The following is a 26426-nucleotide window of genomic DNA, read 5'->3' on the forward strand; positions in this document are numbered from 1 at the left end:
TCGGTCTTGTTTCGGGTCGTGCAATGTACAAGGAAATAGGTTCTTGCCGGACAGGAGATCAAGAATGAGCGCGCCGAACTCCATCACCGTGGATGTGGTGTCCGATGTGGTCTGCCCCTGGTGCTTCATCGGCCAGAAGCGGCTGGACAAGGCGATCGCCTCGGCCGGCGATGTGGACGTCCATATACGCTGGCGGCCGTTCCAGCTCGACCCTACCATCCCGCCCGAAGGACAGGACCGGCGTCAGTACATGTTGGCCAAGTTCGGCAGCGAGCAGCGCATTCGGGAGATCCATGCCCGAATCGAACCGCTGGGCGAAGCCGAGGGCATTTCCTTCGCCTTCGACGCCATCAAGGTCGCTCCCAACACGCTGGACGCGCATCGCCTAATCCGCTGGGCCGGGGCTGTCGGCGAGGATGTGCAGAACAAGCTGGTGCGGCGGCTGTTACAACTGAATTTCGAGGAAGGTGCCAACATTGGCGACCATGGGGTGCTGACCGAGGCCGCCCGCGACGCCGGCATGGATGCATCGGTGGTGGAGACACTTTTGCCGACGGACGCCGACGTCGAATCGGTTCGCACCGAAATCGCCACGGCCTCACGCATGGGCATCACCGGCGTTCCCTGCTTTCTGCTCGAAGGCAAATACGCCGTCATGGGCGCACAGGACGCCGATACGCTGACGGATGCCATCCGCCAGGTCGCCAAGGCCAAGGCAAACGGCGAATTGGAGCGCGCCGACTGAACACGAGGCGGTGCATCGCTGCAGCCGTGACAGGGATGCCTCGCGCCCACGAAAGCAGCGATGGCGGCGAGTCAGACGCTCCGCTTGAGGGGCTTGGTTGGACCGATTAGCAGGCTCTGGAACCGACGCGGGCGGGCCAAACAACGCAGTCGATACGAGTGTTCTCACGCGTTTGAGTTGGTTCGCGGCTAGAAAAATCGTCAAAAAGCTCGCTGAAAGCATTCACGAAACCGTGTGATGGCCTTCCCCAAGGGAAGCTGTGGCCTGCGGGCGGCGTTGACAAACAAGCCATTGAAATAATTAAGAATAGCCAGGCTTTAAGGGCCTCCCCACTGGCCTGGCGTCCGTTCGATCTGTTGCCTCGCGGCAACGGCTGGAGTGGGTCGTTTCATAGTCGGCGGGATAAAATTAATAGAAAATGATCAATTGGTGTTACCCTCCGTAACAAAGCAAAAAAGGTTTGGGCGGGATTGTGATTCGGGTCGTCAGACCACCGCGACACTCAGTAACTGAAGGAATACCTCGCGATGCCGAAAGGCCGTCGCCCCTGACCCCGGTGTCGTCAATGCGCAGCTTCTGGGGCCTGATGAAAGCCTATTGGCTTTCCGAGCGCTGGAAGGAAGCCTGGACGCTGACGCTGGTCATCGCGTTGCTCACGGCTCTGTCCAGCAAGGCCAGCGTCTGGTTCGCCATGGCTTCCGGCGAATTGGTGAATTCCATCGCCTTTCTCCACGATGCAGCCAACACCAGCCCGCTACGAACGATCCTGACCAATGCCGGCATACTGGTGTTGCTGGTCCTGCTCAAGGACGCCGGGTTCACCGGTATACGCAATCTCGTTTCGGCAACCTTGCATCGAAAATGGCGTGGCTGGCTGAACAGCCAATTCAACCAAGCCTTGCTTGACGGCAACCACACCCATTTCCACGCCCAACATGGTTCCGTGGCCGGCGGCATGATCGCGCCCGACAACATCGACCAGCGTATCCAGGAATCGATCAAGGACATGACCGGCGGTGCTATCGGCCTCGCCATGGGTGTGCTTGGCCTAGCGACCTCGCTCTACTTTATCGGCCAGAACCTGCTGCAATCATCAGTGGAGGTCAAAGGTCTGGAGTTTCTGGGGAGCTATGGCAGCGCCGTCCTCGCCTTTCTGGCTGTTGCCATTTACGTGCCGCTCAACACCTGGATCGCCGTCAAGCTTGGCAGCTTGCTGGAACGTCTCAACATTCGCATGCAGAAGGCCGAGGGCAGCTACCGCGGCGAACTGACGACGTTCCTGCGCCGCAGCTTCCATGTCGCGGCATCACATGGCGAGAGTGTCCAGAAAATGATGCACGACCGGCTCTATGTCGACATCGATCGCACTTGGGGCCGGCTGAATGTCGTCAACACCGGCTATATGTCGTTCGAGCTGATCTACAACTTCATCGGCGCTCGTATCGTAGCGTATGCTCCGGGACTCGTGCCGTTCATCCATAGCCGATTGGACTATAAAGGCTACATAACCGGCTCCGAGATGGTCGCCCAGCTCATCAGCCAATGCTCGTGGTTCATTCACGTCATGCCGGCCATCGCCACGCTGCGCGCCAACAGCCAGCGGGTCACCGAGCTGGCCAATGCGATCGAGAGTGTCCAACATCCGCAGGAGTTCTACAGCCAGACCGGCCGGTCGGACTTCCGCTACGACCATCAGAATCCGGTTTTCGGCCTGACCATTCAGAAACTGGAATTGACGCATCAGGGCGAAGATGCGACGCCGTTCCTGACCGCTGCGAACCTGCGCTTCCGTCGCGGGGAATGGACGTTCCTGAAAGGCGAATCGGGCTGCGGCAAGACTTCGCTGATCAAGGCGATCAATGGCCTTTGGCCCTATGGCCGAGGCACTATCGTCTTCCCAGATGGTGCTCGACGCTTTTACGCCGCCCAGGAAGTGAAACTGCAGCAGGTTTCGCTGAAGCAACTGGTCTGTCTGCCTGGCTCCGAACACGACTATTCTGACACACAGGTCGCGTCGGCATTGCACAAGGGAGGGCTTGGTGACTTCATCTCCCACATGGCCGACGAAAGCCGCGACGGCAAGAGCTGGGATCAGGTTCTGTCGGGTGGCCAAAAACAGAAGCTGGTCGTGGCCCGCATAATCCTGCAGCAGCCGGGTCTGTTGTTCCTCGACGAGGCAACCGGGGCGCTGGATCCCGAAGGCAAGATTGCCTTCCATCAGGCGATCAAGGACAACTGCCCGGACGTTACGGTGATCAGCGTCATGCATGAAGCCGTCGCGCCGCGGTCGCTTGCAGGCGCCGAGTTCTATCACAGCGTGGTCGCCATCGCGGACGGGATCGCGACCAAGAGGCAGCTGGTTCCGAATCTGCCCGCGGAACTCACAACAATCCTCGCGCATCCAAAGCCCGCTGAGGAAAGATGGCTGAAATTCTCTCGCCGGATGAAGCAGAAATAACGGCAATGCGATGAGGACCCGGCTTCGACGCTGGCTGGTATCGTGCCGCATCGCCGACGGTCATCACAGTCACGCGATTTTCCTTGTCCGCCGCCGCATTCCGCCCTCATTGCGATTGACACGACAAGGCGCGCTTCTATGTTGCGCCGGCTTGCAGAATTCACCCAGAACCCGCGAGCGGAAAGGTTCCCGCGCCATGCCTGGCGACAGTCACAGTCGAACGCAATCGCCGTCCGCCTAGACGTGACCTGATCGGTTCACGTCCTGCCGGACGGCAAGGAGTGAGCCCATGAATGAATTTTCCCCCGTAGCGGACGACGATGCCGTGGCAATCGCCCGCATCCTTGCAAATGACCACGTCGCCGATGTCGTCGAGGCCCTGAACCGGGAGCCGCACGAAACGGCATCGGAGCTGCTGCGCGAAGTGCCGTTCGAGCGTGCGGTCGAGATATTCGACCAGCCAGAGCTGGACGGAGCGCCTGAACTCATCGAGGCGCTGCCTCGCGCCAAGGCCGGCAAGCTGCTTGCCGCCATGTCGGTCGACCGTGCCGCCGACATACTGCGCGAGCTCGAGGAGCCGGCCCGTTCCGAACTTGTCAGCGGTCTTGCGCCGCCGCTTCGCGCCACGCTGCTCGCCATTCTCGGTTATCCTGAAGGCAGTGCCGCGTCATTGATGACCACCGAGTTCGTCAGCGTACCGGCGGATTGGACGGTGGGTCGGACGCTGGACTATATCCGCAAGGTGGAGCGGACGCGCGAGACCGTCTACGCGATCTACATCACTGATCCCGAGACGCATGTCCTGCTGCGCTCGACCGGCCTGCGCCGGCTGATCACGGGCGAGCCGGACGACTTGATAACGACGGTCGCTCCTGACCGCACGCCGGTGACTGTTTCGCCGCTGGCCGACAGCGAAAAGGTGGCCCAACTCATCTCCAAATATGACCTTCTGGCCGTCCCCGTCGTGGAAGGCGGCAAGATCCTCGGCATCGTCACCGTCGACGACATCATCGACACCATGATCGAGGAGACCACGGAGGACGTGCATCGTTTCGGCGGCATGGAGGCTCTGGACGAGCCCTACATGAAAATGAGTTTTCTCGCCATGATCCAGAAGCGTGGCGGCTGGCTCTGCGCGCTCTTCATCAGCGAGATGCTGACCGCCAATGCGATGCAGGCCTACGAAAGCGAACTGGAAAAGGCCATTGTGCTGACCCTGTTCATTCCCTTGATCATGAGTTCCGGCGGCAATTCCGGCTCGCAGGCGACATCGCTCGTCATCCGGGCACTGGCCTTGCGCGAAATCGGTCTTGGTGACTGGTGGCGGGTGGCGCTGCGCGAACTACCGACGGGCCTCGTGCTTGGATCAATGCTCGGCGTGGTTGGAATCTGCCGGATCGCGCTCTGGCAGTATATGGGCTTCTACGACTACGGTCCGCACTGGATGCTGATCGCGGTAACGGTTGGCGCGGCACTTGTCGGCATCGTTACCTTCGGCTCGCTGTCAGGGTCGATGCTGCCGTTTGCCCTGAAACGGATCGGGTTTGATCCCGCCAGCGCATCAGCGCCATTCGTCGCCACATTGGTCGACGTCACCGGACTGGTGATCTATTTTTCGGTGGCGCTGATCATCCTGCGCGGGACGCTGCTGTAGCAGGCCTCGGATATTCCTGTCGCGGCACTCCGGTGCCGCGATGGTCTTCTTGGAACGCATATTTCAATCCACGCGCTGGCCGTCCTTTACCCTGTAGGTCGGCTTGTACATGGTCACGAGCTCCTCGGCGGCCGTGGGGTGCACGGCCATGGTGCGATCGAAGTCATCCTTGGTCAGCCCCGCTTTCAGCGGAATACCAAGAAGCTGCGCCATCTCGCCGGCGTCCGGACCAAGGATATGCGCGCCGAGCACCTTCTTCGAGGCACCGTCGACCACCAGTTTCATCAGCATCTTTTCGTCGCGGCCGGACAGCGTGTGCCGCATGGGCCGGAATGTCGCGCGGTAGATCTCGATGTCGGGGAAACGCTTGACCGCATCGTCCTCCGACAGGCCAACCGTGCCGATCTCGGGTTGCGAAAAGACGGCTGTTGCAATGGTCTCGTGATCCGGGGCGGTCGGATTGCCCTTGAAGGCCGTCTCGATGAAGCACATGGCCTCGTGGATGGCCACCGGCGTCAATTGCACCCGGTTGGTGACGTCACCGATCGCCCAGACGTTCTCGATATTGGTGCGGGAATACTCATCGACCTTGATGGCGCCTCCACCGGTCATCTCGATGCCGGCGCCTTCCAGCCCCATATTCTCAGTATTGGGGACGCGGCCGATGGCGAGCATGACCTGATCGACGGTCAGCACCTTGCCACCGCTGACGAGCGCGTCGAGCCGACCATCCGGCCGCTTCCTGACCTCTTCGGATACTGCGTGACAGAGGATCTTTATCCCCTTCTTTTCCATGGTTTCGTGCAGCATGCGCCGCAGGTCCATGTCGAAACGGCTGAGAATCTCCTTGCCGCGATAGACCAGAGTGGTTTCGACGCCAAGGCCGTGGAAGATGTTGGCGAACTCCACGGCAATGTAGCCGCCGCCCTCGATCATGATCGCCTTCGGCAGTTGCTTGAGGTCGAAAGCCTCGTTGGAGAAGATGCAATGCTCGTGGCCGGGCAGAGCCGGATGCGCCGCCGGCCGGCCGCCAGTGGCGATCAGTATCTGGTCGGCGGTGACGGTGCGATCCTCACCCAGCAGATGCACGACATGCGGGTCGACGATCATGGCGCGTGAGTGGAAGGTCTCGCCGCCGGCACCCTGCACATTCTTCTTGTAGATGGCCTCCAGCCGGCTGATCTCGCGATCCTTGTTGGCGACCAGCGTCGGCCAGTCGAAACTGGCTTCGGGCACTGTCCAGCCATAACCAGCGGCATCGGCGAAGTGCTCTGGAAATTGCGAAGCATAGACATAAAGTTTCTTCGGCACGCAGCCGCGGATGACGCAGGTGCCGCCATAGCGGTACTCTTCGGCGATGCCCACCCGCTTGCCGAGCGCGGCCGCCACGCGCGCCGCCCTCACCCCACCCGAGCCGCCGCCGATGACGAAAAGATCGTAGTCGTAACCGGCCATAACGAAGCTCCTGGAGAGAAAACAGTTGGTGCCACAGGTAGGCCGCAAACCGCCAAAAGAAAAGCCCGGGCGAGGCCGGGCTTTTCTGGAAGAATGGCAGCTTCGCCGCCTGGAAACTCAGAATCAGTTCTGCGAATCGTCCGCAGGAGCCGAGCCATCGGCAGGAGCGGCGGGAGCGGCCGCACCATCCGCGGGAGCCGTTGCATCAGCCGCCGGTGCAGCCGGCGCTTTGGCCTTGGCCGCGGCCGCCAGCGTCTCTCCAACCTGCTGGGCGAGATCACGACCGACGCCGTTCCGCCAGATGTCAGCCGCCTTCACCAATTCACGGGTCACATTCGGCCCGTTATCCAGCAACTTCTTGCCGGCGTCGGAGGCGTAGAACGCGGCGATGTCATTCAGTTCCTTCTCGGAAAAGATCTTTGCATACGCAAGCGCCGCTTCCTTTTCGAGGTCGGCGCGACGTGATGCCAGGCCCATGGCCTTCTCGGCGACGGTCTTGCCGATCAATTCCTGCATGTCCGGGTTCTTCTGGATGAGCTGCGACTCGAGTGCCACAGCCGCATTCGGCAGGATGTTGTCGAACGTGTCCGTCGCATGAATCGCCTGGATCGCGGCACGGGCGGCCTTCAAGTGCGACTCAGTGACATCCTGCGAAAACGCCGGCGAGGAAAACGCTAAGACCGCTGAAGCAGCCACAATGGCGGAAAAGCGGCGAACCCGGCTATGCAACATCATGATCGGTAGAACTCCCTGGTTTTCGGGCGGCATGGACGGTTTGGATACCGTCGCCGCCGGCTACGATTGCCGCTGACGCCAGCCCGATGAAAAGACCGTGCTCTACCACGCCAGGAATGGCGTGTAGAGCATTCGAAAGCGCTCTTGTATCCGGAATGCGGCCAAAAGATGCATCAAGGATAAAATGGCCGCCGTCTGTAACAAATGGCTGGCTCCCCGTCATCCTCAATGTAACGGGACCGGCAAGGCCGAGGCTTTTCGCCGCCGCGCCAATGGCGATCTCGGTGGCGCGCAGGCCGAATTTGTTGACCTCGACAGGGAGCGGAAAACGGCCGAGCGTTTCGACCATCTTTGAGCGATCGGCGATGACGATCATGCGGGCCGAAGCGGCCGCGACGATCTTTTCGCGCAGCAGCGCCCCGCCGCCGCCCTTGATCAGGGTGAGCGCCGGATCGACCTCGTCGGCGCCGTCGACGGTAAGGTCAAGCTCAGGCGTTTCCTCGAGTGTCGACAGCGGCACCCCAAGTTCGCGGCAAAGCGCGGCTGTCCGCTCGGACGTCGGAACGCCGATGACAGTCAAGCCGGTGGCGACCTTCTCGGCCAGCAGCCTTACGAACTCTTCAGCCGTGGTGCCGGTGCCAATGCCGAGTCGCATGCCGTCCGTCACGTAGGCAAGGGCTGCCCGTGCGGCCTCGACCTTCAGTTGTCTTGCATCCATAACGTATTTTGCCCTGGGGACCGCCTGACTGGCGCTCCTAGCATTTTTGCCCGCCCGGTCAAAGCCTTTGGGCTGACCTTGCCAAGCCTTCTTGCCTGAAAGGGCCACAGCGGCTATCGCCTGCCGGTAACGCAATCGTCACAGGACTGGCCATGCCCCGCCCGATCATCGTGTTCGACCTCGACGGTACGCTGATCGACACAGCGCCGGACCTGCTCGATAGCCTCAACCACAGCCTCGCCGCCAGCGAGCTCGCGGCGGTCGATGAAACGGGTTTCAGGCGCTTCGTCGGTCATGGCGGACGGGTCATGATCGAGCGTGCCCACGCCGCGCAACAGAGATCGCTGGCCGTCGAGGAGCATGACCGGTTGCTGAAGCTTTTCCTAGACCACTACACCGACAATATTCCCGGGAAATCGCGCCCCTACCCCGGTGTCACCGAGGCGATCGCAAGGTTCGAGGACGCCGGCTATCTGCTGGCCATCTGCACCAACAAGTATGAAGCCAACTCGCTGGCGCTGATAGAGGCGCTCGGCCTGACCAGGCATTTCGCCGCGATCTGCGGCCAGGACACGTTCGCGTTCCGCAAACCCGATCCGCGCCATCTCACCGAAACCATCGCTCGGGCCGACGGCGACCCGAATCGCGCACTGATGGTTGGCGATTCGCAAACGGACATCGACACCGCCAAGGCTGCCGGCATTCCCGTCGTGGCCGTCGATTTCGGTTACACTGACCGCCATGTGCGCGAATTCGAGCCTTCGGCGGTGATCTCGCATTTCGACGAGTTGACCCTGAACCTCTCGGAAAGATTAATCAAAGCCGCCTCCGGGCGCTGAAGACACGGTCACTACCCGCAGTCGTCAGGGCCTCGCCCGATACCTCTTCAGAATGCTGGACACCGCCTTGACTTCGCAACCCTGCCTCCCTTATATCGCGGCTCGCTTGGCCTTCGGGCAAGGAGCGGGCGATTAGCTCAGCGGGAGAGCACACCCTTCACACGGGTGGGGTCGCAGGTTCAATCCCTGCATCGCCCACCATCTCCCTTTCCAGAATCGCGCGATCCTTGTTGATCTATGCATCGCGGCAATTAGCGATTGGCCAGCGCATGGTCATTGTTCGATCATTGGAACCAATCGGCATCCAGACGAGTTTCTGCACGACGAAGTCTGAGGGATCCCACATGCATAAACTTGCCTTGGCGACGAGCGTCGCCCTTCTGCTTGCCGGCGGGGCCGCCCATGCGGCCGATGACAAACCCTTGCCACCTCCCGATGCCAAGAAACTCTCCGAGATCATAACCAAGGTGGAGCAGCGTGCCGGCTTTCGCTACGTGAAGGAGGTCGACTGGGATAACGGCGCCTATACCGTGACTTATTACACTTCGGACAAGGCGAAGGTTGAAATAACCTATGATCCCGTGACCGCCGAACCGAAGTGATCGCGCGGCGCGTCTTCATCCTTTCGGCAATTCCTTACGGACCATTTTTTCCCTAAGATGCGTGTCGTATACCTCTTGCCAAGGGGCAACCATGCGCTCTTCCAGCCTCAGTGCAGTCTGGCTAGCCCTCCTTCTGGTCAGCGTCGTTTCCGGCTCAGGCCCTGCCAAAGCCGAAGGCCCATCTTTCGACTGCCGGAAGGCTGCCCTGCCGGCTGAAAAAGCTGTATGCGCCGACCCGCAACTGTCTGCGATTGATGCGTTGATCGCCACGGCATTCAAGGATTTCTCGCCTTCTTTCGGCGGTGACAAGCGCAAGATCGCCCGCGCACTTGTCACCGACAGGAACGCGTGCGGGAGCGATGCCGCCTGCATTGTCAGCGCGCAGAACAATGCGCTCCAGACATATGGCCAGGCCCCGTCTTGGGTTCAGGACTACAATCTCGCATTGATCGGCAAGAAGGCGCTCGACATTGCAGCGAACCGCCAGGAGGTTGCCGATCAGCCGCTGCCCTCCGCTATCGGCCAATGTACCCCCACGCACATCAAGACGCTGGGCACGCGCCTCGGTGACGATCCTCTCGAAACCGCGAGCCCGGAGGCCGGTAGTGCCGCCAGCTTTACCAATGGTGGCTCGGTTGTTTCCTATGACCGGGAGCCGGGCCTTGTCAGTTCGAAGGTTGGCGATCCCGTCATCATGTGCCTGATTTCGATCCCAAGGGACTGCCCGAAGGATGACGATCGCGGTAGGGTCTACTTCGCTGTCGATCTCGTGGCCAAGGGCACATGGGCTCTGCCTGACTCACAGCATATGTGCGGCGGCGCCTGACCGGAGCGCCAACCGAACAGCCGGCGCCATCCGGTCGCCTGCTTCAAGCACCGGATATGCACGCACCCTTGCGCAGGCAAGTCTTTGATGGCTGACTGTGGATCGACACTGCACCACACGGGAGGGGGTGGGCATGGCGGGGCACGTGCTGAAGCGCATCCTGATGATGCTTGCAGGCTATCTGGTGGCGGTACTGGTCGGGCTTCTTGCCGTGGCTGTACTTTACGCCGTGCTTAGCTCGCTGCCGAACGCGCCGGAATATTTCGATGTCATGGGCGTCACGCCCATCGCGGCGCTGGCCGTGCCGCCGCTTGGCATGTTCATCTACTTCCTGACGATCATACTCACCGGCATGCAGACGCTGCTGTTCGCGCTGGTCGCCGAGTTGTTCTCCTTGCGGAATTTCGCGCTGCACATGGTCTTTGGCGCTGCGTCCGCGGCGGTTGGATTCGCACTCATCTGGCCGGACGCGGACATCAATCCCGAACGTTGGCCCGACCTGGGCATCATTGCCGCGGCAGGCCTCATCGCGGGGCTGGTCTATTGGCTGATCGCCGGACGGGACGCCGGCTTTCGGCGTCCACTGTTTGGCAGGTAGGGCATGATCCAGAAAGTGGAACCAGCTTTCGGGAAAGGACCCTCTCAAGCCGAGAGATGGCTATTCCGATTCTATCGGCATGGACCAGGCCTAACGTTCAGCTCGCCGGCGAGCGCACCGCTTCCGTGGCATCCAGCGCCTGCATCAGCTTGGTGTCGCGGTCGTAGATGTCGTTGAAGTACTCCACCTTGCCTGACATGTCCGGCCAGGCGGTGAAATAGGCGACATAGACAGGTATCGAGCGCGTGACGTTCTGGGTCGAATGTCCGTGCTTGAGCGTCTCGGCGATATCGTCAACCGATGTGTCGAGTACCGCGGCGGCCATGCCGCGCGGGTCCTGCAGGCGAACGCAACCATGGCTCAGGGCGCGCATGTCCTGCTTGAAGAAGGATTTCTGCGGCGTGTCATGCATGTATATGGCGTGCTTGTTGGGGAACAGGATCTTCAGCTCCCCCAACGCGTTCGCCTCGCTTGGCTGCTGGCGCACATTGTAGGGAATGTTCGCGCCATAGGAGCCCCAATTGATCGATGATGAAGGGATGCGTTTGCCACGCGTATCGGTCACCTCATAGCCGGACCTGTCGAGATAGCCGGGATCGCTGCGCAGGCGCGGCAGCATCTCATTGACGATGATCGACTGCGGCACGCCCCAGTAGGGATGGAAGTCGACCTGCTTGATATGGTCGTAGAAGAACGCGGTCTGGTTGGTGGTCCTGCCGATGACCGCGCGAGTCTTCAGCTTCTCCTCGCCATTGTCGATATAGCTTGCGGTGAAAGCCGGCTGGTTGATGAAAACGCGGGGGCTGCCGAGATCGGAAGGCAGCCAGCGCAACTCTTCCAGCGCGACCTGGACCTTCTGGAGCCTGTCGGCCTTGGACGTTCCGGCAAGAGATGCGACCGTGCGCGGTCCGATGACACCGTCACCTTTCATTCCGGCTCTTTTTTGCACCGCCTCGATCACGGGCACCAGTTCCGGAACATAGACTTCGCTGTTGACGAGCCTGGATAGGATTTCGCCATAGGAGCCGCCCATGTCGTCATCGAGATTGCGTGCGATGAGGGTCAGCAGCTTCGGCAGTTCGGGGCTGGTCTCTCCCGGCTTCAACAGCAATTTGGGATCGACGACGATCTCGTTCTCGGCACTTGCCTGCAGCGATTCCAGTTCGACGCGCAGGGCTTGGTATTCCGCGTTCTGCGGATGCCGGGATTCGAGATAGGTGCGCACTTCCTGGGTGTGCGCCAGCGTTTTCAATACGCCTTCCATATCGATCGGCTTGGCCGGAAAATCATAATAGGCGGTCATGCGGTTGGGATCGACGCGGCCGTTCTGGGCATCATGGGCATAGCGCAGCACGCGTGCCGACAGCGCCATCTCGAAGCGGACAAGTGCTTTCATTTGCGCTGAGGCATCGCTCGCCGATCCACTGGCGGCCGGCACCTCGACCGTATAGTCCGCCGGCGTGAGGCCATAGCTCGAAGCCTCGCCAAGCACGCGCACGGCATCCTGCGCGCGGCCGTTGATGCTCGTTCCGGTCACCCAGATAAAATCGGGATTGGCCGTGTAATAGGCGATCAGCGCCTTGGCGATGTCGGGCTCGGCATAGAGTTCATAGTCGCCCAGTCCCGCAACGGCGTCGTGGAAGGCCGCGCTTGTGGCCGAGGGCACGAAGGCAGCATTCTGCAGGGTTGACGATTGCGGCGCGGCGGCCAGCGCCGTGAAGTCGACGCGAACCAGCTTGTCCGCCTTGTATGTGTTGTAGGTCGGGCTGCTGATCTTGACCGCGCCACCGCTCTCCGAACCCTTGGGCCTTGGCTTGTGCACCGGTGGCGGAGGCGGGAATTCGCCCTGTGGCTGATGCCTGATGCCGCCGCCAAAAAGCATGTCAAAGAGACCCTGCGCGCTCGCCTGCGGTGCGCCGAGAGCCAATGTCGCCGCGATCGCGGCGAGCGGCATCACGGTTGATCTGTTTCCAAGAAATTTCATAAATCACCCGCTCCGGTAGCACCGGTTCCCGTTCCGCACCGTTAGAAGGTCTCGCCCACCGCATGGCGGATGTAAGGCGCGACTATACCGATTCATACCGATTTCGTTAAGCTTTCATTAATTTCAGAGGCGCTGTTGCAGAACGGTTTCACAACATCGTGACGGGCACGAGCGGCTTTTTTCCACTCCGGTCAGACAATATGCCGGTGGTGCCAGTGGCCTCAGGCGTTCGCGCCGCCATTGATGGTCAATGCCGCTCCAGTGACAAAGTGGATTTCCGGACCTGCCCTCCTGGCGACCGTCTCTGGCGCGATGGCTGCATGGAAGACGATGGCCGGAACGGACACGGCGTGACAAACCCCGACAGTTATGCTGGAAATTCAAATAGCCAGCCACAAATGCGCGGTCGGGAGGAGAAGCCTGTGAAAAAGGGATATCGCGAGCTGCTGGACGAGGCGAATGCCGAGATCGAAGTGGTATCGCCCGAGGAAGCGGCGGGACTGCTCGACGACGAAGGCACCATCTTCGTGGATTTGCGCGACCCGCGCGAACTGGAGCGTGACGGCAAGATACCCGGCGCCCAGCATGTCACCCGCGGCATGCTCGAATTCTGGATCGATCCGGAGAGCCCCTATCACAAGCCATTCTTCGCTTCGGGAAAGAGCTTCGTCTTCTTTTGCGCCGGCGGCTGGCGCTCGGCGCTGGGCACCAAGACAGCGCAGGACATGGGCCTTTCTCCGGTGAAGCACATTCTTGGCGGCTTCACCGCGTGGAAGGCGGCCGGACTGCCGGTCGAGCCCGGCAGCAAGAAGAAATAGGCGGCTGGTCGGCGTTCAGTGCAGCCGCGCCAACTCCGGACGGCCAGCCACGAAACTGACAGCCTGACGGACCACGCCCTTGTCGGCCAGAATGCGTCGGTGGCCGAGTCCGTCAGCCCAGTACAGCTGCACATGATCGCCTGCGCCAGCGTAGAGCCTGGCGTGATCGGCGGAGACCTCGCGGTCGTCGGGTGCGTGAATCACCAGTGTCGGCAGCGGCGCGCCAGCGAGCTGGCGGTCGCCGACAAATTCGTGAAGCGGCCGGCCCGCAAGATGCTCGACCCGATCAGCCATCGCTGCCTGCGAGCGAGGGCCGACATTGAGCATGCGGCTGAAATCGGCGAAGATTGCTGGCAGCGAGCTCGGCGCCGCGATCAGCACCAACCTAGAGGCGGCTACCGGTGGGATATTCTTGACCGAACCGACAATGGCATTGGCTGCTACGGCGCCACCGAAGGAATGTCCGATGACGGCCTCGAATGGGCCGAACCATTCGCCGGCCACGCGTGCCGCATCGACCGCGCTGACCATGTTTAGCCGGCGGCCAAGCGACTGGCCGTGGCCAGGCAGGTCCAGGGAAACAACCTTGAAGCCCGCATCGCGATAGCCTTCGATCAGCGCGCGCATATATTCGGTGCGTGAACGCCAGCCATGGATTACCAGCACAGTGCCAATAACCTCCCTGCCCGGCTCAGGGCGGAATTCATGCACCGCCACGCAGCCCGTCGTCGTCTTCAGCCGGTGGTGGCGCGCTTCGGCCATGAATGCGATGGAGCGGTCGATGGCGCGTCGCTCTCCATCCGTCAAGCCCTTGGGGTTAGGGGTGCGGCAGAACAATTCGAACGCCGCCCGCCCGGTCAGACGTGGTGCAATATGTTCCGCGGCAGCGAACACCCCCCGGATGACCTTCAGACCAAATGATGCCATAGTGGCGATCCATCCATTCGTTCAAGCATGAACATAATAGTTCAAAGATGAACATTAAACAAGACCTCCTCCCCTGGGATAACCCACGTTTTCGCAATTGGGTCGCGGTGGCGCGCGCCTGCCATGTGATCGAGAGAGCCTTGGCAGTTAAGCTCGCGCCGCTCGACCTGAAGCCGGCGCAGCTCGACGTGCTGATGAACCTTTATCGCCACCCCGGCATGTCGCAGCATGACCTCGCCAGGCGGCTTCTGGTCGGCCGTTCCAACATCACCATGCTGCTGCCGCAGCTCGAAACGCGCGGATTGCTACGCCGCGAAGGCGATGAGAAAGATAAGCGCGTCCTGCGGCTGACGTTGACCGAGGCGGGCGAGGCCTTGCTGATGCAGGCGCTGAAAGTCCACATGGCGTTGATCGAGAAGGCGATGAGCCAGTCAACGGCGGAACAATGCGACATGATCGGCGAGCAGATGCGCAAGATCTATGACGTGCTGAAGGAAGCGTGACTGCCGCCTCCCTTTTGGCTACCACATCGTCTTTTTTGCCCGTTCCGGCCATTCCTTGTCGTAGGCCTCGCCGTCGATATTCTTGCGGCTGGTCTTTTCCAGGATCTGCCCGGGCGTCGGCAGCGACTTCGGGTCTACATGCCTTGCCGGGTTCCAAAGATCCGAACGGACGATGGCGCGGGCGCATTGGAAATAGACCGAATCGACATCGACGACGGTCACAGAGCGTGCCGCCTTGCCGTCCACGACGAAAGACGCGCACAGCGCCGCGTCAGTGGTGATATGAGCGCGGCCGTTGACTCGCAACGTCGTGCCGGAGCCGGGCACGAGGAACAACAGGCCGACGCGCGGATCGCGGATGATGTTCCTCAGCGAATCGGCGCGGTTGTTGCCGCGACGGTCCGGCATCATCAGGGTTTTCGGATCATGTATTCTCACGAAACCGGCGAGATCGCCGCGCGGCGAGCAATCCAGCCCCTCCGGGCCGCTGGTCGCCAGGGCGACGAAAGGCGAGGCTTCGATGAACGCGGCGTATTCCGGGATGACGTGGTCGAGTTCCTTGACCAATGAGGCCTCGCCCGGAACGCCATAGAGTGCTTCGAGCTGTTCAACCGTGGTGATGAGGGACATCGTCTTCGTCTCCGAATTTTTGCCGGCGCTACCCCAGATCTGTGACGTCTTCACGACGTCTGTCGAGCATGATCCTGAAAAGTGGAGGCCAGTTTTCGGGAAAGACCATGCTCAACCAAGAAACACTAGCGATCACGGCTCAGGCCTTTTTCCGCAAGCTCCGCGAGATAGGCGGCCCAGCGGGCATCCTTCTCATGGCCGAGCGTGTGCAGGTAGTTCCAGGTGAAGATGCCGGTGTCGTGGGAATCGTCGAAGGTGATGCGCACGGCATAATTGCCGACCGGCTCGATCTTGAGAATGGTAACATTGCGCTTGCCCGGGACGGTGACGCGCTGCTCCGGCGAATGTCCCTGCACTTCCGCCGACGGCGAGGCGACACGCAGCAGTTCCGCCGGCAGTTCGAATGGCTGGTGGCCGGGAAAGGTGACGGAGAGCAGCTTGCGGTCCTTCGAGACCCTGAGTTCCTTCGGCGCTGTCATTGTGAGATATCCCGCTGTGTCTCCCCGTCCCTACGCTGCTTCGCAAACATGGAAAAGGGCATTTGACGCTGGCCGACACGCAATGTCGGCCAGGGAATGTTACCAAAGATCAAGGCCAGCTATCTTGAATGGCGGGCCGTATCGTATCACATAGCAGTATATAACGAAGCCGTTCGCGGCCCCGGGAAAAGCTTAAACATGGATATGATCGACCCATTCGGACGCACGATCAGCTATCTGCGCGTGTCGGTCACCGACCGCTGCGATTTCCGCTGCACCTATTGCATGGCCGAAGACATGGCCTTCCTGCCCAAGAAGGACCTGCTTTCGCTGGAAGAGCTCGACCGGCTCTGCACCGTGTTCATCGAAAAGGGTGTGCGGAAACTGCGTCTTACCGGCGGCGAGCCACTTGTGCGCAAGAACATCATGCATCTGGTACGCCAGATATCGCGCCACCTTGAAAGCGGGGCGCTGGAAGAACTGACACTGACCACCAATGGATCGCAGCTTGCACGCTTCGCCGCCGAACTAGCCGACCGCGGGGTCAAGCGCATCAACGTCTCGCTCGATACACTCGATGCCGACAAGTTTCACGCCATCACGCGCTGGGGTCACTTCGGCAAGGTCATGGAGGGTATCGACGCCGCGCTGGCGGCAGGGCTCCATGTCAAGCTCAACGCGGTGGCCCTGAAGGATTTCAACGATGCCGAATTGCCGGAGATGATGCGCTGGGCGCATGGCCGCGGCATGGATCTGACCGTCATCGAAACCATGCCGATGGGTGAGATCGACGCTGACCGAACCGACCAGTACCTGCCGCTGTCGCTGTTGCGCGCTTCGCTTGAGCGCCAGTTCTCGCTTTCCGACATTCCCTACAAGACCGGCGGCCCCGCGCGCTACGTTCATGTCGCGGAAACCGGCGGCCGGCTCGGCTTCATCACACCGATGACGCACAATTTCTGCGAAAGCTGCAACCGTGTCCGGCTGACCTGCACCGGCACCCTCTACATGTGCCTGGGCCAGGAGGACGCCGCCGATCTGCGCGCGCCGTTGCGCGCATCGGAAGGCAACGAACTGGTCGCCGCCGCCATCGACGAAGCCATCGGCCGCAAGCCGAAAGGCCATGACTTCATCATCGACCGCCGCACCAGTCGCCCCTCGGTTTCGCGGCATATGAGCGTCACCGGCGGCTAATTTTCAGCCGGTTCGTGCGATGTTCCTTTCCAGTCCTCGGAGATGGGCCTATCCATGCGGCGGACGTTCTCAATCCCAGCGTTCCAACTTGCAGTGGCCATGCTGGCGGCGTCGGCCCAGGCTACTTCCTTCACCTATGTGAACGCGCGTTTCGGCACGACCTGTACGTTTCCTGATGACGTTTTCACCGACCGCCAGCCTGAGCCGGAGAATGGTGATGGGCAGGAATGGCTGAGCGCGGACGGTGCCAGCCTTATATGCTCGGGCATCCTGAACATCGACAACGACACGCCGAAGGGGTTCGTCACGGCCGAGAAAGCCGACAACGGGCCGGCTTACAAGATCACTTATAGCAAGACCGGCAAGGACTTGGCGACGCTCTCGGGCATCAAGGACGGCAAGATCTTCTACGAGCGCCGGCTCTTCGGCGGCGACGGTGTCATCCGCACCGTCTGGATCGAATACCCGCCTGCCCTGAAAGCGAAGTATGACGCGCTTGTCGGTCCCATCGCCGCGAGCCTCAAGGCAGGTTGAGCATTTCCTGCCACACCACGATAATATTGTTACACTTAAGCACACGCGCATTTACCGCCGACCTCTCAAAGCCTAGCTTGCACTGGCAGCGATTTTCGCTCGGCGGGAGACAACACTATATGCGCAAATTCATTCTTTCTCTTGCACTGCTGGGCCTTTCGGCCCTGCCCGCGGCGGCTCAGTCGATTGGCGGCACCTATACCGTCGCCGGCACCAATTTCGACGGATCGAAATATGACGGCGAAGCCACCATTACATTGACCAGTGAAACCACCTGCGCGATCCACTGGGCGACGGGCGGTTCGACGTCCGACGGCATCTGCATGCGCAATGATGATGCCTTTTCCGCCGGCTACGTCATGGGCAAGGATATCGGCCTGGTCGTCTACAAGGTTGAGGAAGACGGCTCGCTGCACGGCCTGTGGACGATTGCCGGTAAGGAAGGCAACGGCACCGAGGTGCTGACGCCAAAGAAGTAAGTTTCGCCGCTTCTCCTGAAGCCGCCCCAACATCGGTGGCAATGACATTGCTCGGACCGCGCCGCAACGCGGCGTGGCCCAGCCCTTTGACGTTGCTGTCCTGCGACCGGCTGCTACAGGCTTTGGGAAAAGCATAACGGTAGTCGCCTTGGCCCTTTCTCCCAATATTCGCAGCGCCTTGTTCATGCTGGTGGCCATGGCCGGCTTCACGTTCAACGACGCGATCACGAAATACTCGTCCGAATCGATGAACATGGCGCAGGTCATGCTGGTCAGGGGCGCCTTCGCCTCGCTGTTCGTCGGTCTGCTGGCATGGCGCAACGGCGCGCTGGCGCAGTTGGGTTCCATGCTGCAGCCCCTGGTGGCGATACGCGTGATGGGGGAAGCCGGCGGAACGGTGACCTTCCTGATCGCGCTCGCCCATTTGCCGATTGCCAATGTGTCGTCCGTGCTGCAGGCGCTGCCACTGGCCGTGACGATGGGCGCCGCACTTGTCTTCAACGAGGGCGTTGGCTGGCGGCGCTGGTTGGCGATTGCCGTTGGATTTACCGGCGTGCTCATCATCGTACGCCCCGGCTTCGAGGGGTTCAGCGTGTTTTCCCTTGTGGCGCTGGCTTCCGTCGCGTGCTGCACGGTGCGCGACCTAGCCACAAGGCGGATCCCCTCGGACATCCCGTCCTTGCTGGTCTCGACGGCAACGGCGGTCGCCATGACAATCGTCGGTGCGATACTGCTGACGCCGATGGGCGGTTGGACGCCGCTCTCGGGACACGCAACGGCGTTGCTGGCACTAGCCGCCGTGCTCGTGCTCATCGGCTACCAGTTCATCATCATGGCCATGCGGGCCGGTGAAATTTCGTTCATCGCACCGTTTCGCTATACCTCCCTGCTGTGGTCGATCGTGCTCGGACTGATCATCTTTGGTGATATGCCCGACCTCCTCATGATCACCGGTGCCACGATCATCATTGGATCCGGCCTGTACGCGCTCTATCGCGAAAGGGTCGTCGGACGGCGCAGAATCGTCGCTGAAAGCACTGGACCCTCCATGGCGCCCGACGGCATATAGGCCTCTACCCATCACCTGGAGGATTGGCCTGACGGCCTTATGATGAAAGAGGTTGCAGGGATTATCCTGGCCGGTGGTCAGTCACGACGGATGGGCGGCGGCGACAAGAGCCTACTTGCGCTTGGCAACACTCGCCTGTTGGATCGCGTCATCTCGCGGTTCGCCCCGCAGGTGGGACCATTGGCGCTCAGCGCCAACGGCGATCCGGCCCGGTTCACCGGCATTTCGCTCCCGGTCCTCGCGGATACCGTGGGAGGCTTTGCCGGACCTCTGGCCGGAATCCTGGCCGGCCTCGAATGGGTTTCCGAAAACACCGATTGCGATGTCCTCGTTACCGCGGCTGGCGACACACCATTCCTCCCGGACGATCTGGCGGAAAAGCTGGGGGCCGCCGAGGCCGCCCACCCTGGCTCGATCGCCGTCGCCTGTTCCAACGGCAAGCGGCACCCGACATTCGCGCTTTGGCCGATAGGATGCCGTGATGCCCTGCGGCATTTCCTGGTTGAGGAAGACAACCGCCGGGTCTCCGCATTCATTGACCGCCATGGCTCAGCCGACGTCGAGTTTCCGGTCACGAAATCGGACGGACAATCGATCGACCCCTTCTTCAACATCAACATGCCCGGTGACCTCGCGCACGCCGAGCACCTGCTGCAGAGCATGAGATCATGAACAGACGTGTCTTCGGCATTACCGGATGGAAGAATTCCGGAAAGACCACACTGACTGAAAAGCTGGTCGCGGAGCTTGTCCGGCGCGGTTGGAAAGTATCGACGATCAAGCACGCCCATCATGAGTTCGACATCGACAAGCCGGGCGCCGACTCCTTCAGACACCGGCAGGCCGGCGCTACGGAGGTCGCCATCGTATCCGGCAGGCGCTGGGCATTGATGCACGAATTGCGCGGCGAAACCGAACCGTCGCTCGAGGCCATCCTGTCGCGGCTTGCCCCGTCTGATATTGTCCTGGTCGAAGGCTACAAGCGTGAAGCGCATCGCAAAATCGAAACGCGGCGGATGGAAGCCAAGGATCGCACGCCGCTTTCGGCAAGCGATCCAAACATCGTCGCCATCGCTTCCGATTTCGCCGCCGAGAGCGACGGCCTGCCTGTGTTCGCCCTCGATGATGCCAAATCGATAGCCGACTTTATCGAGCGCACGACCGGTCTCGTTGCTTGAGCGATGACGTAACGGCAGAATAGCGTCGCGGTTTTTGATGGTTTTGCAGTTGCTTTTTTCTTGGAAAGAGTGGGAGTATCCAATCAGCGGGCGGTCAAAAGCACCGCCCCACAGAGCCGTTAGGAACGACGGCCGGGACCTAAAGAGAGGACAATTATGCGTATTGCACTGCGTATCGCGCTCGCCGCATCGGCGGCGCTGCTGACGCTCGGCGTAGCCCAGGCTCAGGAAAAAACCCTCAGAATCGGCACCGAAGGCGCTTATCCTCCGTTCAACAACCTTACGGCTGATGGCCAGCTCGTGGGCTTCGACATCGACATCGCCAAGGCGCTCTGCGATGAAATGAAGGTGAAGTGCACCTTTGTCGCCCAGGATTGGGACGGCATCATTCCTGCTCTGCAGGCTGGCAAGTTCGACGCCATCGTCGCGTCGATGTCGATCACGCCCGAGCGCAAGGAGAAGGTCGACTTCTCGAACAAATACTACAACACCCCGTCAGCGATCGCCGTGCCGAAGGATAGCACTCTCAAGGGGGTGACCAAGGCGGATCTGGCCGGCAAGACCATCGGCGTCGCCACCACCACGACGCATTTCAACTATGCCTCGAAGACCTTTACCGACAGCACCGTCAAGGGTTACCCGAGCAGCCCAGAAGAACAGGCCGATCTCGCCAATGGGCGCCTCGACGCCATCGAAGACGATATCGTCGTGCTGAGCCAGTGGCTGGCCACGCCGGATGGCGCCTGCTGCAAGATCCTCGGCACACCTTCACCGCAGCCTGTTGAAATCTTCGGCCCCGGCGCGGGCATCGCCGTGCGCAAGGGTGAGACGGATCTCGTCAACAAGCTCAACGCAGCCATCGACGCCATTCGCGCCAATGGAAAATACAAGGAAATCAACGACAAGTACTTCAAGTTCGACGTCTTCGGTAGCGCGACCTGATAGTCAGCCGATGAAGGCGGCAGGGGCATTCCCTGCCGCCTTCCCTTCGTTTCAGGAATGCCGGGGAGATAGATTTCGTCGATGCAAGGGCCGACCATATGGACGCTTCTCAGCTGGGGACCTGATGGCTGGTCGGACGATATCGCCTATGGTGCGATGGTCACCGTTGCATTGGCGCTGGCAACTCTTCCAATCGGCCTGACGCTGGGTTTCTTCATCGCACTGGGAAAGCAATCCGAAGAACCGTCGCTGCGCCTTGCAGCCAACATCTACACAACGGTCTTCCGTGGCCTGCCGGAACTGGTGACGCTGTTCCTGTTCTTCTTCGGCATGCCGATTTTGCTGCAGCATCTCATCAGATTTTTTCGCCCCGAGGCGACGGTCGACGTCAACAGCTTCGTCGCCGGCATGATCGTGCTGTCGCTGATCTTCTCGTCCTATGCCAGCGAGGTTTTCCTTTCGGCCTTTCGTGCCATACCGAAAGGCCAATATGAGGGTGGCTACGCCATCGGCCTTTCGAACTGGCTGACCATGCGCAAGGTGATCTTGCCGCAGCTTCTGCGCATTGCCTTCCCTGGCCTGGAAAACTGCTGGCTGAGCCTGCTTAAGGACACTTCGCTGGTGTCGGTGGTTGGCCTCGCCGAGACTTTGCGCAACGCCGGCGTGGCCGCTCGCGTCACCAAGCATTCGTTCCTGTTTTATGGCTTGGCCGCCCTGGTCTTTCTTGGATTGGCGATCCTGTCGTCCTTCGCCACCAGCGCAATCTTGCGCTCCCTGGGCCGGCGGGAGGCGCAACGATGAGCGCCACGGCGACAATGGTCGAACGGCCGCCGCCTGAGGCCCGTGGCTGGCCACGCAGGCGCATTATCGGCTATGCGCTGGTCGGCGTGTGGATAGCCTTTGGCCTGGGCATCGTCAGCTACCTCTTCTTTGCCTGGAACGCCGCCTTCTTCGCAAAATACGCGCCGGCCTACCTGCAGGGCCTGGGCGTCACGCTGGCACTCGTTTCCATCTCAATGGTGCTCGGCGCCATCCTTTCCTTGCCGGTCGCTTATGGGCGTATGTCCCGGAACCGGATCCTGTCTGGCGTCGCCTATTGTTACGTCTATTTCTTCCGCGGCACGCCCCTGCTGGTCCAGACCTTCCTGGTGTACTATGGCTTGGGTTCGTTCAGGCCGGAACTGCAGACGATCGGCCTTTGGGACTTCTTCAAAGACGCCTTCAATTGCGGCGTCTTTGCTTTTGCGCTGAACACCGCCGCTTACCAGGCCGAGATTCTACGCGGCGCCATCGAAAGCGTTCCGAGGGGGCAATGGGAAGGCGCGGCCTCGCTCGGCCTTCACAAGCTGCAGACGCTGCGCAAGATCATCCTGCCGCAGGCATTGATCGTTGCATTGCGGCCCTATGGCAACGAGTTGATCCTGATGATCAAGGCCTCGGCCATCGTCGCGATCATCACCGTCTACGATCTCATGGGCAACGCGAAACTCGCCTTCGCCAACAGCTTCGACATCCAGGCCTATATCTGGGTCGCCTTGGTGTATCTCGTCATGGTCGAGTTGCTGCGCCATGGGGTCGAATGGATCGAGCGCCGGATCACCATTCACCTGAAACGCTGACCTGCTCATCCCCGCTGTGCCAGTCGATCAGCTGGCGCGCGTCTTGACGAATTGAACGCAGGGCCTAGAGCTTTCCCAGCAAATTCCATTTTCATTCTGAAGGGCAAGCGCATGGCATCTGTGGCATTTCTGGGTCTGGGCGTCATGGGCTATCCGATGGCCGGACACCTGAAAAACAAGGGTGGCCACGATGTCACCGTCTACAACCGCACCAAAGCCAGGGCGGAGCAATGGGTCGGCCAGCACGGCGGCACCTTTGCCATGACGCCGGCGGAAGCAGCCAAGGACAAGGATTTTGTCTTTTCCTGCGTCGGCAATGACGATGATCTGCGCTCCGTGACGATTGGATCCGGAGGCGCGTTCCAGTCCATGAAGAAAGGCTCGGTCTTCATCGACAACACCACGGCCTCGGCGGAGGTCGCCCGCGAACTGGCGGCAGAGGCAACCGCGCGCGGTTTTTCCTTCCTTGATGCGCCTGTCTCGGGTGGTCAGGCGGGTGCTGAGAACGGCGTGCTGACGGTGATGGTCGGTGGCGAGCAGGAAGCATTCGACAAGGCCAGACCTGTCATCGACGCCTTCGCACGCATGGTCGGGCTGATGGGGTCGGCGGGCGCCGGCCAACTCACGAAGATGATCAACCAGATTTGCATTGCCGGACTGGTGCAAGGCTTGTCCGAGGGCATCCATTTCGGCAAGAAGGCCGGACTGGACATCGAGAAGGTCATCGAGGTGATCTCCAAGGGCGCGGCGGGCTCCTGGCAGATGGAAAACCGGCACAAGACGATGAATGCCGGGAAATATGATTTCGGCTTCGCCGTCGACTGGATGCGCAAGGATCTTGGCATCTGTCTGGCGGAGGCCGATCGCAACGGCGCCAAGCTGCCGGTCACTGCCCTTGTCGACCAGTTCTACAAGGATGTACAGGCGATGGGCGGCAAGCGCTGGGACACCTCTTCGCTGCTGGCGCGCCTGGAAAAATAGGCTTTTGTGGTGGCCTCGCTCTCACCCCAATCCAGCGCGGAGGAGATTGTCTCTCATCTGCGCGCGATCGGCTCGGAACAAAATTTCGCCGGCATGGCGCGGTTTGGCATCAACACCAGAACGGCACTCGGCATCAGCAATGCGGTCCTGGATCCTATTGCCCGAAGGGTCAAGCGGAACCACGAACGCGCCCTGAAACTATGGCAGAGCGACATTCGCGAGGCGCGGCTGCTGGCCGCTTTCACGGATGAGCCTCGTAAAGTCACCATCGTACAATGCAGCCTCTGGGCTGACGACCTGGATTCCTGGGAGGTTGTGGACACGGTTTCCCACCTGTTCGCCATGACACCATTCTGGCGCGACCGCGTGGAGGAATTCGCCGAAGATAAGCGCGAATTCGTCCGGCGTGCCGCCTTTGCCACGCTGGCATACGCAGCTGTGCACCTGAAGAAGGAGCCGGACGCGACGTTCTCATCCTATCTGCCTCTGATCGAACGGCATGCCGTCGACGACCGAAATTTCGTCAGGAAGGCGGTCAACTGGGCGCTCAGGCAGATCGGCAAGCGCTCCATGGCATTGCACGCACCTGCCCTTGGCCTGGCGCGAAAACTTGCTGCCGCGAATGGCAAGAGCGAGCGTTGGATCGGCAAGGACGCCGTACGCGAACTGGCCTCCGAAAAGACACTCGGGCGACTGGCGGCAAAGACAAAGCCCCTGACATGACCAGACTGGAATTCGTCCCCGTTACCAGCAAGACCTGGCCGGATTTCGAAACCCTGTTCGAGCGGCCAGGCAGTCCGAATTTCTGCTGGTGCATGAGCTGGCGAGACCTTCCCGACCGACAGTCGGCCGGCAGCGCCGACAAGAAGAAGGCGATGGCCGCGATCGTCGCGGCCGGCACGCCGGTGGGGATCATCGCGCGTTCAGGCTCCGAAGTGGTTGGCTGGTGCTCGGTGGCGCCGCGCGAGTCATTTCGGAAGCTGTCGGCTGACCAGGACGATATCGAGAAAGGCATCTGGTCGATCGTATGCTTCTTCGTAGTCCGTTCTCGCCGCAATAGCGGTATCGGCGCCGCATTGCTCGACGCGGCCATCGATCACGCTTTCAAGAGTGGCGCGTCCGCTATCGAGGCCTACCCGGTCGATCCGCGATCGCCCAGTTTCCGATTCATGGGATTCAAGCCCATGTTTGACACACGCGGCTTTCGCGCGACCGGCATGGCCGGTTCCCGGCGAAATGTGATGCGGCTCGACGGTTGACGCCATCTGACGCTTCGCGTTACCTCATCCAAGCAGAGGAGTGCGATCGATGAGCATGCGTCTCAAATCGATGGCGAGCCTTACGGCAATGATACTCATGGCCATACCTTCAGCCAATGCCTCGGCAGAGGCCACCCACATCTTCTGGAGGGATTTGCGCCCGGCCACGCAATCTGCCGCGGAAAGTGCGGGATTGCCGATGATCGCGGCCAGGATGCCCGACCATGGCGAGACACTGTCACTCGGCCTGCAGGACAAGACCATACAATTAGCCGGCTATGCACTGCCGGTCGATCGCGACGGCGACCTCGTCTATCAGTTCCTGCTGGTGCCGTGGACGGGTGCCTGCAGCCACATGCCGACACCTCCGCCCAACCAGATAGTTCTCGTCACTCCGGCCCAACCCTACAGAATGTCACAAGCCTACGAGCCGGTTTCCATTACCGGCGCCCTGAAGCCCGGCATGGAGAAGAGCCAGCTCTTCATCCTCGACGGCGTCAGCATCATCCAGTCGGGCTACACCGTTCGCAAGGCCGATGTGGTCAGCGTCGACAGCGTCCCGGACACCATCATCCTGCCTGTGAACTCGCCTTGGACTCTCCTGCTCAAAAACAAGAAGAACTGAGCCTCCAAGCGCCCGATGTTTGTCAGGCCGCGTTCGCACCCGATTCCTTGTCCAAAACCATGTAATCCAGCGGCATCTCGGTTGTGTACTTGATCTGCTCCATGGCGAAGGAGGACGAGACGTCACGGATTTCGATCTTGGCGATCAGCCGCTTGTAGAACGCGTCATAGGCGGCAATGTCTGGCACCACCACGCGCAGCAGATAATCGACGTCGCCGCTCATGCGATAGAATTCGACCACTTCAGGAAATTCCTGGATGACCTCCGAGAAGCGCCGCAACCATTCATGGCTGTGCGAATTGGTGCGGATCGATACGAACACCGTAACGCGCACATTGACCTTCTCGTGATCGAGGATGGCGACGCGCCGCTTGATGACGCCCTCTTCCTCGAGCTTCTGGATGCGGCGCCAGCACGGCGTTGTTGAAAGGCCCACCTTCTTGGCCACATCGGCGACCGCGAGCGTCGCGTCCTCCTGCAAGAGGCGGAGAATTTTTCTATCAAGGCGGTCCATTGGGTGCTCCCGGGGGAATAGATTGCTTATGATCCGACTTACTTCGTCCTTTCACAAGAAA

General features: G+C 60.8%; 30 protein-coding genes and 1 tRNA gene. 23 read left to right on the forward strand and 8 right to left on the reverse strand.

Features of this window, described 5'->3' with window-relative positions:
- The first annotated feature begins 64 nt into the window (after window positions 1–64).
- The 3 genes from ACO07C_RS04425 (at window position 65) to mgtE (ending at window position 4857) form a co-directional block, all read left to right on the forward strand.
- Window positions 65–745, forward strand: coding sequence for a DsbA family oxidoreductase (locus ACO07C_RS04425; protein ID WP_421913015.1), 681 nt, complete (start codon window positions 65–67; stop codon window positions 743–745).
- Window positions 746–1310: 565 nt separating this feature from the next.
- Complete coding sequence (locus ACO07C_RS04430; protein WP_421913016.1) at window positions 1311–3203, forward strand: ABC transporter ATP-binding protein/permease; 1893 nt, start codon at window positions 1311–1313, stop codon at window positions 3201–3203.
- A 289-nt stretch (window positions 3204–3492) separates the two neighbouring features.
- Entirely contained in the window at window positions 3493–4857 is a 1365-nt protein-coding gene (gene mgtE / locus ACO07C_RS04435) for a magnesium transporter (RefSeq protein WP_421913017.1), read from the forward strand.
- A 63-nt stretch (window positions 4858–4920) separates the two neighbouring features.
- Here mgtE and gor read toward each other — a convergent pair whose 3' ends face one another.
- From gor to rpiA, 3 genes are all read right to left on the reverse strand, one after another.
- The gene (gor, locus tag ACO07C_RS04440; RefSeq protein WP_421913018.1) at window positions 4921–6312 is read right to left on the reverse strand and encodes a glutathione-disulfide reductase; all 1392 of its coding nucleotides are present in this window, start codon (window positions 6310–6312) and stop codon (window positions 4921–4923) included.
- Window positions 6313–6435: 123 nt separating this feature from the next.
- Window positions 6436–7047, reverse strand: coding sequence for a DUF2059 domain-containing protein (locus tag ACO07C_RS04445; protein ID WP_421913019.1), 612 nt, complete (start codon window positions 7045–7047; stop codon window positions 6436–6438).
- On the reverse strand, window positions 7034–7765 hold the full coding sequence (gene rpiA, locus ACO07C_RS04450; protein WP_421913020.1) for a ribose-5-phosphate isomerase RpiA: 732 nt from the start codon (window positions 7763–7765) through the stop codon (window positions 7034–7036). Before rpiA ends, ACO07C_RS04445 begins: the two co-directional genes overlap by 14 nt.
- A 152-nt stretch (window positions 7766–7917) precedes the next feature.
- Here rpiA and ACO07C_RS04455 point away from each other — a divergent pair, with 152 nt between their 5' ends.
- The 5 genes from ACO07C_RS04455 (at window position 7918) to ACO07C_RS04475 (ending at window position 10630) form a co-directional block, all read left to right on the forward strand.
- Window positions 7918–8604: a phosphoglycolate phosphatase gene (locus ACO07C_RS04455; RefSeq protein WP_421913021.1), complete on the forward strand. Its 687-nt coding sequence runs from the start codon at window positions 7918–7920 to the stop codon at window positions 8602–8604.
- 126 nt (window positions 8605–8730) lie between these two features.
- A tRNA-Val gene (locus tag ACO07C_RS04460) sits at window positions 8731–8805 on the forward strand.
- A gap of 143 nt (window positions 8806–8948) precedes the next feature.
- Window positions 8949–9206, forward strand: a complete 258-nt coding sequence (locus ACO07C_RS04465; protein ID WP_421913022.1) for a PepSY domain-containing protein — start codon at window positions 8949–8951, stop codon at window positions 9204–9206.
- Between the two features lie 91 nt (window positions 9207–9297).
- Window positions 9298–10032: a lysozyme inhibitor LprI family protein gene (locus tag ACO07C_RS04470; protein WP_421913023.1), complete on the forward strand. Its 735-nt coding sequence runs from the start codon at window positions 9298–9300 to the stop codon at window positions 10030–10032.
- Window positions 10033–10165: 133 nt separating this feature from the next.
- Window positions 10166–10630 (forward strand): hypothetical protein, encoded by a 465-nt coding sequence (locus tag ACO07C_RS04475; protein ID WP_421913024.1) that lies wholly within the window; start codon window positions 10166–10168, stop codon window positions 10628–10630.
- Window positions 10631–10727: 97 nt separating this feature from the next.
- On the opposite strand, the gene ACO07C_RS04480 is transcribed toward ACO07C_RS04475, so the two are convergent.
- Entirely contained in the window at window positions 10728–12614 is a 1887-nt protein-coding gene (locus ACO07C_RS04480) for a L,D-transpeptidase family protein (RefSeq protein WP_421913025.1), read from the reverse strand.
- 422 nt (window positions 12615–13036) lie between these two features.
- On the opposite strand from ACO07C_RS04480, the gene ACO07C_RS04485 reads away from it, so the two are divergent.
- Window positions 13037–13432, forward strand: a complete 396-nt coding sequence (locus ACO07C_RS04485; protein WP_421913026.1) for a rhodanese-like domain-containing protein — start codon at window positions 13037–13039, stop codon at window positions 13430–13432.
- Window positions 13433–13447: 15 nt separating this feature from the next.
- Here ACO07C_RS04485 and ACO07C_RS04490 read toward each other — a convergent pair whose 3' ends face one another.
- A complete protein-coding gene (locus ACO07C_RS04490; RefSeq protein WP_421913027.1) occupies window positions 13448–14359 on the reverse strand; it encodes an alpha/beta hydrolase in 912 nt (303 codons plus the stop codon).
- A gap of 47 nt (window positions 14360–14406) precedes the next feature.
- Here ACO07C_RS04490 and ACO07C_RS04495 point away from each other — a divergent pair, with 47 nt between their 5' ends.
- Window positions 14407–14862: a MarR family winged helix-turn-helix transcriptional regulator gene (locus ACO07C_RS04495; protein ID WP_421913028.1), complete on the forward strand. Its 456-nt coding sequence runs from the start codon at window positions 14407–14409 to the stop codon at window positions 14860–14862.
- 18 nt (window positions 14863–14880) lie between these two features.
- Here the strand turns inward: ACO07C_RS04495 and ACO07C_RS04500 are convergent, their stop codons facing one another.
- The gene (locus tag ACO07C_RS04500; RefSeq protein ID WP_421913029.1) at window positions 14881–15492 is read right to left on the reverse strand and encodes a pyridoxamine 5'-phosphate oxidase family protein; all 612 of its coding nucleotides are present in this window, start codon (window positions 15490–15492) and stop codon (window positions 14881–14883) included.
- A 125-nt stretch (window positions 15493–15617) separates the two neighbouring features.
- Complete coding sequence (locus tag ACO07C_RS04505; protein ID WP_421913030.1) at window positions 15618–15971, reverse strand: gamma-butyrobetaine hydroxylase-like domain-containing protein; 354 nt, start codon at window positions 15969–15971, stop codon at window positions 15618–15620.
- Window positions 15972–16169: 198 nt separating this feature from the next.
- Here ACO07C_RS04505 and moaA point away from each other — a divergent pair, with 198 nt between their 5' ends.
- The 13 genes from moaA (at window position 16170) to ACO07C_RS04570 (ending at window position 25851) form a co-directional block, all read left to right on the forward strand.
- The gene (gene moaA / locus ACO07C_RS04510) at window positions 16170–17165 is read left to right on the forward strand and encodes a GTP 3',8-cyclase MoaA (RefSeq protein WP_421913031.1); all 996 of its coding nucleotides are present in this window, start codon (window positions 16170–16172) and stop codon (window positions 17163–17165) included.
- Window positions 17166–17264: 99 nt separating this feature from the next.
- Window positions 17265–17699: a hypothetical protein gene (locus tag ACO07C_RS04515; RefSeq protein ID WP_421913032.1), complete on the forward strand. Its 435-nt coding sequence runs from the start codon at window positions 17265–17267 to the stop codon at window positions 17697–17699.
- Window positions 17700–17818: 119 nt separating this feature from the next.
- The gene (locus tag ACO07C_RS04520) at window positions 17819–18178 is read left to right on the forward strand and encodes a hypothetical protein (RefSeq protein WP_421913033.1); all 360 of its coding nucleotides are present in this window, start codon (window positions 17819–17821) and stop codon (window positions 18176–18178) included.
- Window positions 18179–18326: 148 nt separating this feature from the next.
- Window positions 18327–19247 (forward strand): DMT family transporter, encoded by a 921-nt coding sequence (locus ACO07C_RS04525; protein WP_421913034.1) that lies wholly within the window; start codon window positions 18327–18329, stop codon window positions 19245–19247.
- Between the two features lie 39 nt (window positions 19248–19286).
- Window positions 19287–19919 carry a molybdenum cofactor guanylyltransferase MobA gene (gene mobA / locus ACO07C_RS04530; RefSeq protein WP_421913035.1) on the forward strand — a complete coding sequence of 211 codons (633 nt, stop codon included), beginning with the start codon at window positions 19287–19289 and terminating at the stop codon, window positions 19917–19919.
- Entirely contained in the window at window positions 19916–20425 is a 510-nt protein-coding gene (gene mobB / locus ACO07C_RS04535) for a molybdopterin-guanine dinucleotide biosynthesis protein B (protein ID WP_421913036.1), read from the forward strand. Before mobA ends, mobB begins: the two co-directional genes overlap by 4 nt.
- A gap of 156 nt (window positions 20426–20581) precedes the next feature.
- Window positions 20582–21367, forward strand: coding sequence for an ABC transporter substrate-binding protein (locus ACO07C_RS04540; RefSeq protein ID WP_421913037.1), 786 nt, complete (start codon window positions 20582–20584; stop codon window positions 21365–21367).
- 81 nt (window positions 21368–21448) lie between these two features.
- Window positions 21449–22168, forward strand: a complete 720-nt coding sequence (locus tag ACO07C_RS04545; RefSeq protein ID WP_421913038.1) for an ABC transporter permease — start codon at window positions 21449–21451, stop codon at window positions 22166–22168.
- Window positions 22165–22986, forward strand: a complete 822-nt coding sequence (locus ACO07C_RS04550; protein ID WP_421913039.1) for an ABC transporter permease — start codon at window positions 22165–22167, stop codon at window positions 22984–22986. The genes ACO07C_RS04545 and ACO07C_RS04550 overlap by 4 nt, the downstream gene beginning before the upstream one ends.
- A gap of 111 nt (window positions 22987–23097) precedes the next feature.
- Window positions 23098–23967: an NAD(P)-dependent oxidoreductase gene (locus tag ACO07C_RS04555; protein ID WP_421913040.1), complete on the forward strand. Its 870-nt coding sequence runs from the start codon at window positions 23098–23100 to the stop codon at window positions 23965–23967.
- Between the two features lie 9 nt (window positions 23968–23976).
- Window positions 23977–24690: a DNA alkylation repair protein gene (locus ACO07C_RS04560; RefSeq protein WP_421913041.1), complete on the forward strand. Its 714-nt coding sequence runs from the start codon at window positions 23977–23979 to the stop codon at window positions 24688–24690.
- The gene (locus ACO07C_RS04565; RefSeq protein ID WP_421913042.1) at window positions 24687–25226 is read left to right on the forward strand and encodes a GNAT family N-acetyltransferase; all 540 of its coding nucleotides are present in this window, start codon (window positions 24687–24689) and stop codon (window positions 25224–25226) included. Before ACO07C_RS04560 ends, ACO07C_RS04565 begins: the two co-directional genes overlap by 4 nt.
- Before the next feature lie 49 nt (window positions 25227–25275).
- Window positions 25276–25851 (forward strand): DUF3299 domain-containing protein, encoded by a 576-nt coding sequence (locus ACO07C_RS04570; protein ID WP_421913043.1) that lies wholly within the window; start codon window positions 25276–25278, stop codon window positions 25849–25851.
- Between the two features lie 22 nt (window positions 25852–25873).
- Here ACO07C_RS04570 and ACO07C_RS04575 read toward each other — a convergent pair whose 3' ends face one another.
- Window positions 25874–26365 (reverse strand): Lrp/AsnC family transcriptional regulator, encoded by a 492-nt coding sequence (locus ACO07C_RS04575; RefSeq protein WP_006333679.1) that lies wholly within the window; start codon window positions 26363–26365, stop codon window positions 25874–25876.
- Between the last annotated feature and the right edge of the window lie 61 nt (window positions 26366–26426).

Source organism: Mesorhizobium sp., from assembly GCF_965229135.1.
GTDB lineage: Bacteria > Pseudomonadota > Alphaproteobacteria > Rhizobiales > Rhizobiaceae > Mesorhizobium.

Excerpts from the sequence above, each read along its gene's own strand:
- ACO07C_RS04425 (WP_421913015.1), top strand. The coding sequence starts at position 65 with ATGAGCGCGCCGAACTCCATCACCGTGGATGTGGTGTCCGATGTGGTC.
- ACO07C_RS04430 (WP_421913016.1), top strand. The coding sequence starts at position 1,311 with ATGCGCAGCTTCTGGGGCCTGATGAAAGCCTATTGGCTTTCCGAGCGC.
- mgtE (WP_421913017.1), top strand. The coding sequence starts at position 3,493 with ATGAATGAATTTTCCCCCGTAGCGGACGACGATGCCGTGGCAATCGCC.
- gor (WP_421913018.1), bottom strand. The coding sequence starts at position 6,312 with ATGGCCGGTTACGACTACGATCTTTTCGTCATCGGCGGCGGCTCGGGT.
- ACO07C_RS04445 (WP_421913019.1), bottom strand. The coding sequence starts at position 7,047 with ATGATGTTGCATAGCCGGGTTCGCCGCTTTTCCGCCATTGTGGCTGCT.
- rpiA (WP_421913020.1), bottom strand. The coding sequence starts at position 7,765 with ATGGATGCAAGACAACTGAAGGTCGAGGCCGCACGGGCAGCCCTTGCC.
- ACO07C_RS04455 (WP_421913021.1), top strand. The coding sequence starts at position 7,918 with ATGCCCCGCCCGATCATCGTGTTCGACCTCGACGGTACGCTGATCGAC.
- ACO07C_RS04465 (WP_421913022.1), top strand. The coding sequence starts at position 8,949 with ATGCATAAACTTGCCTTGGCGACGAGCGTCGCCCTTCTGCTTGCCGGC.
- ACO07C_RS04470 (WP_421913023.1), top strand. The coding sequence starts at position 9,298 with ATGCGCTCTTCCAGCCTCAGTGCAGTCTGGCTAGCCCTCCTTCTGGTC.
- ACO07C_RS04475 (WP_421913024.1), top strand. The coding sequence starts at position 10,166 with ATGGCGGGGCACGTGCTGAAGCGCATCCTGATGATGCTTGCAGGCTAT.
- ACO07C_RS04480 (WP_421913025.1), bottom strand. The coding sequence starts at position 12,614 with ATGAAATTTCTTGGAAACAGATCAACCGTGATGCCGCTCGCCGCGATC.
- ACO07C_RS04490 (WP_421913027.1), bottom strand. The coding sequence starts at position 14,359 with ATGGCATCATTTGGTCTGAAGGTCATCCGGGGGGTGTTCGCTGCCGCG.
- ACO07C_RS04495 (WP_421913028.1), top strand. The coding sequence starts at position 14,407 with ATGAACATTAAACAAGACCTCCTCCCCTGGGATAACCCACGTTTTCGC.
- ACO07C_RS04500 (WP_421913029.1), bottom strand. The coding sequence starts at position 15,492 with ATGTCCCTCATCACCACGGTTGAACAGCTCGAAGCACTCTATGGCGTT.
- ACO07C_RS04505 (WP_421913030.1), bottom strand. The coding sequence starts at position 15,971 with ATGACAGCGCCGAAGGAACTCAGGGTCTCGAAGGACCGCAAGCTGCTC.
- moaA (WP_421913031.1), top strand. The coding sequence starts at position 16,170 with ATGGATATGATCGACCCATTCGGACGCACGATCAGCTATCTGCGCGTG.
- ACO07C_RS04515 (WP_421913032.1), top strand. The coding sequence starts at position 17,265 with ATGCTGGCGGCGTCGGCCCAGGCTACTTCCTTCACCTATGTGAACGCG.
- ACO07C_RS04520 (WP_421913033.1), top strand. The coding sequence starts at position 17,819 with ATGCGCAAATTCATTCTTTCTCTTGCACTGCTGGGCCTTTCGGCCCTG.
- mobA (WP_421913035.1), top strand. The coding sequence starts at position 19,287 with ATGATGAAAGAGGTTGCAGGGATTATCCTGGCCGGTGGTCAGTCACGA.
- mobB (WP_421913036.1), top strand. The coding sequence starts at position 19,916 with ATGAACAGACGTGTCTTCGGCATTACCGGATGGAAGAATTCCGGAAAG.
- ACO07C_RS04540 (WP_421913037.1), top strand. The coding sequence starts at position 20,582 with ATGCGTATTGCACTGCGTATCGCGCTCGCCGCATCGGCGGCGCTGCTG.
- ACO07C_RS04545 (WP_421913038.1), top strand. The coding sequence starts at position 21,449 with ATGCAAGGGCCGACCATATGGACGCTTCTCAGCTGGGGACCTGATGGC.
- ACO07C_RS04550 (WP_421913039.1), top strand. The coding sequence starts at position 22,165 with ATGAGCGCCACGGCGACAATGGTCGAACGGCCGCCGCCTGAGGCCCGT.
- ACO07C_RS04555 (WP_421913040.1), top strand. The coding sequence starts at position 23,098 with ATGGCATCTGTGGCATTTCTGGGTCTGGGCGTCATGGGCTATCCGATG.
- ACO07C_RS04565 (WP_421913042.1), top strand. The coding sequence starts at position 24,687 with ATGACCAGACTGGAATTCGTCCCCGTTACCAGCAAGACCTGGCCGGAT.
- ACO07C_RS04570 (WP_421913043.1), top strand. The coding sequence starts at position 25,276 with ATGAGCATGCGTCTCAAATCGATGGCGAGCCTTACGGCAATGATACTC.
- ACO07C_RS04575 (WP_006333679.1), bottom strand. The coding sequence starts at position 26,365 with ATGGACCGCCTTGATAGAAAAATTCTCCGCCTCTTGCAGGAGGACGCG.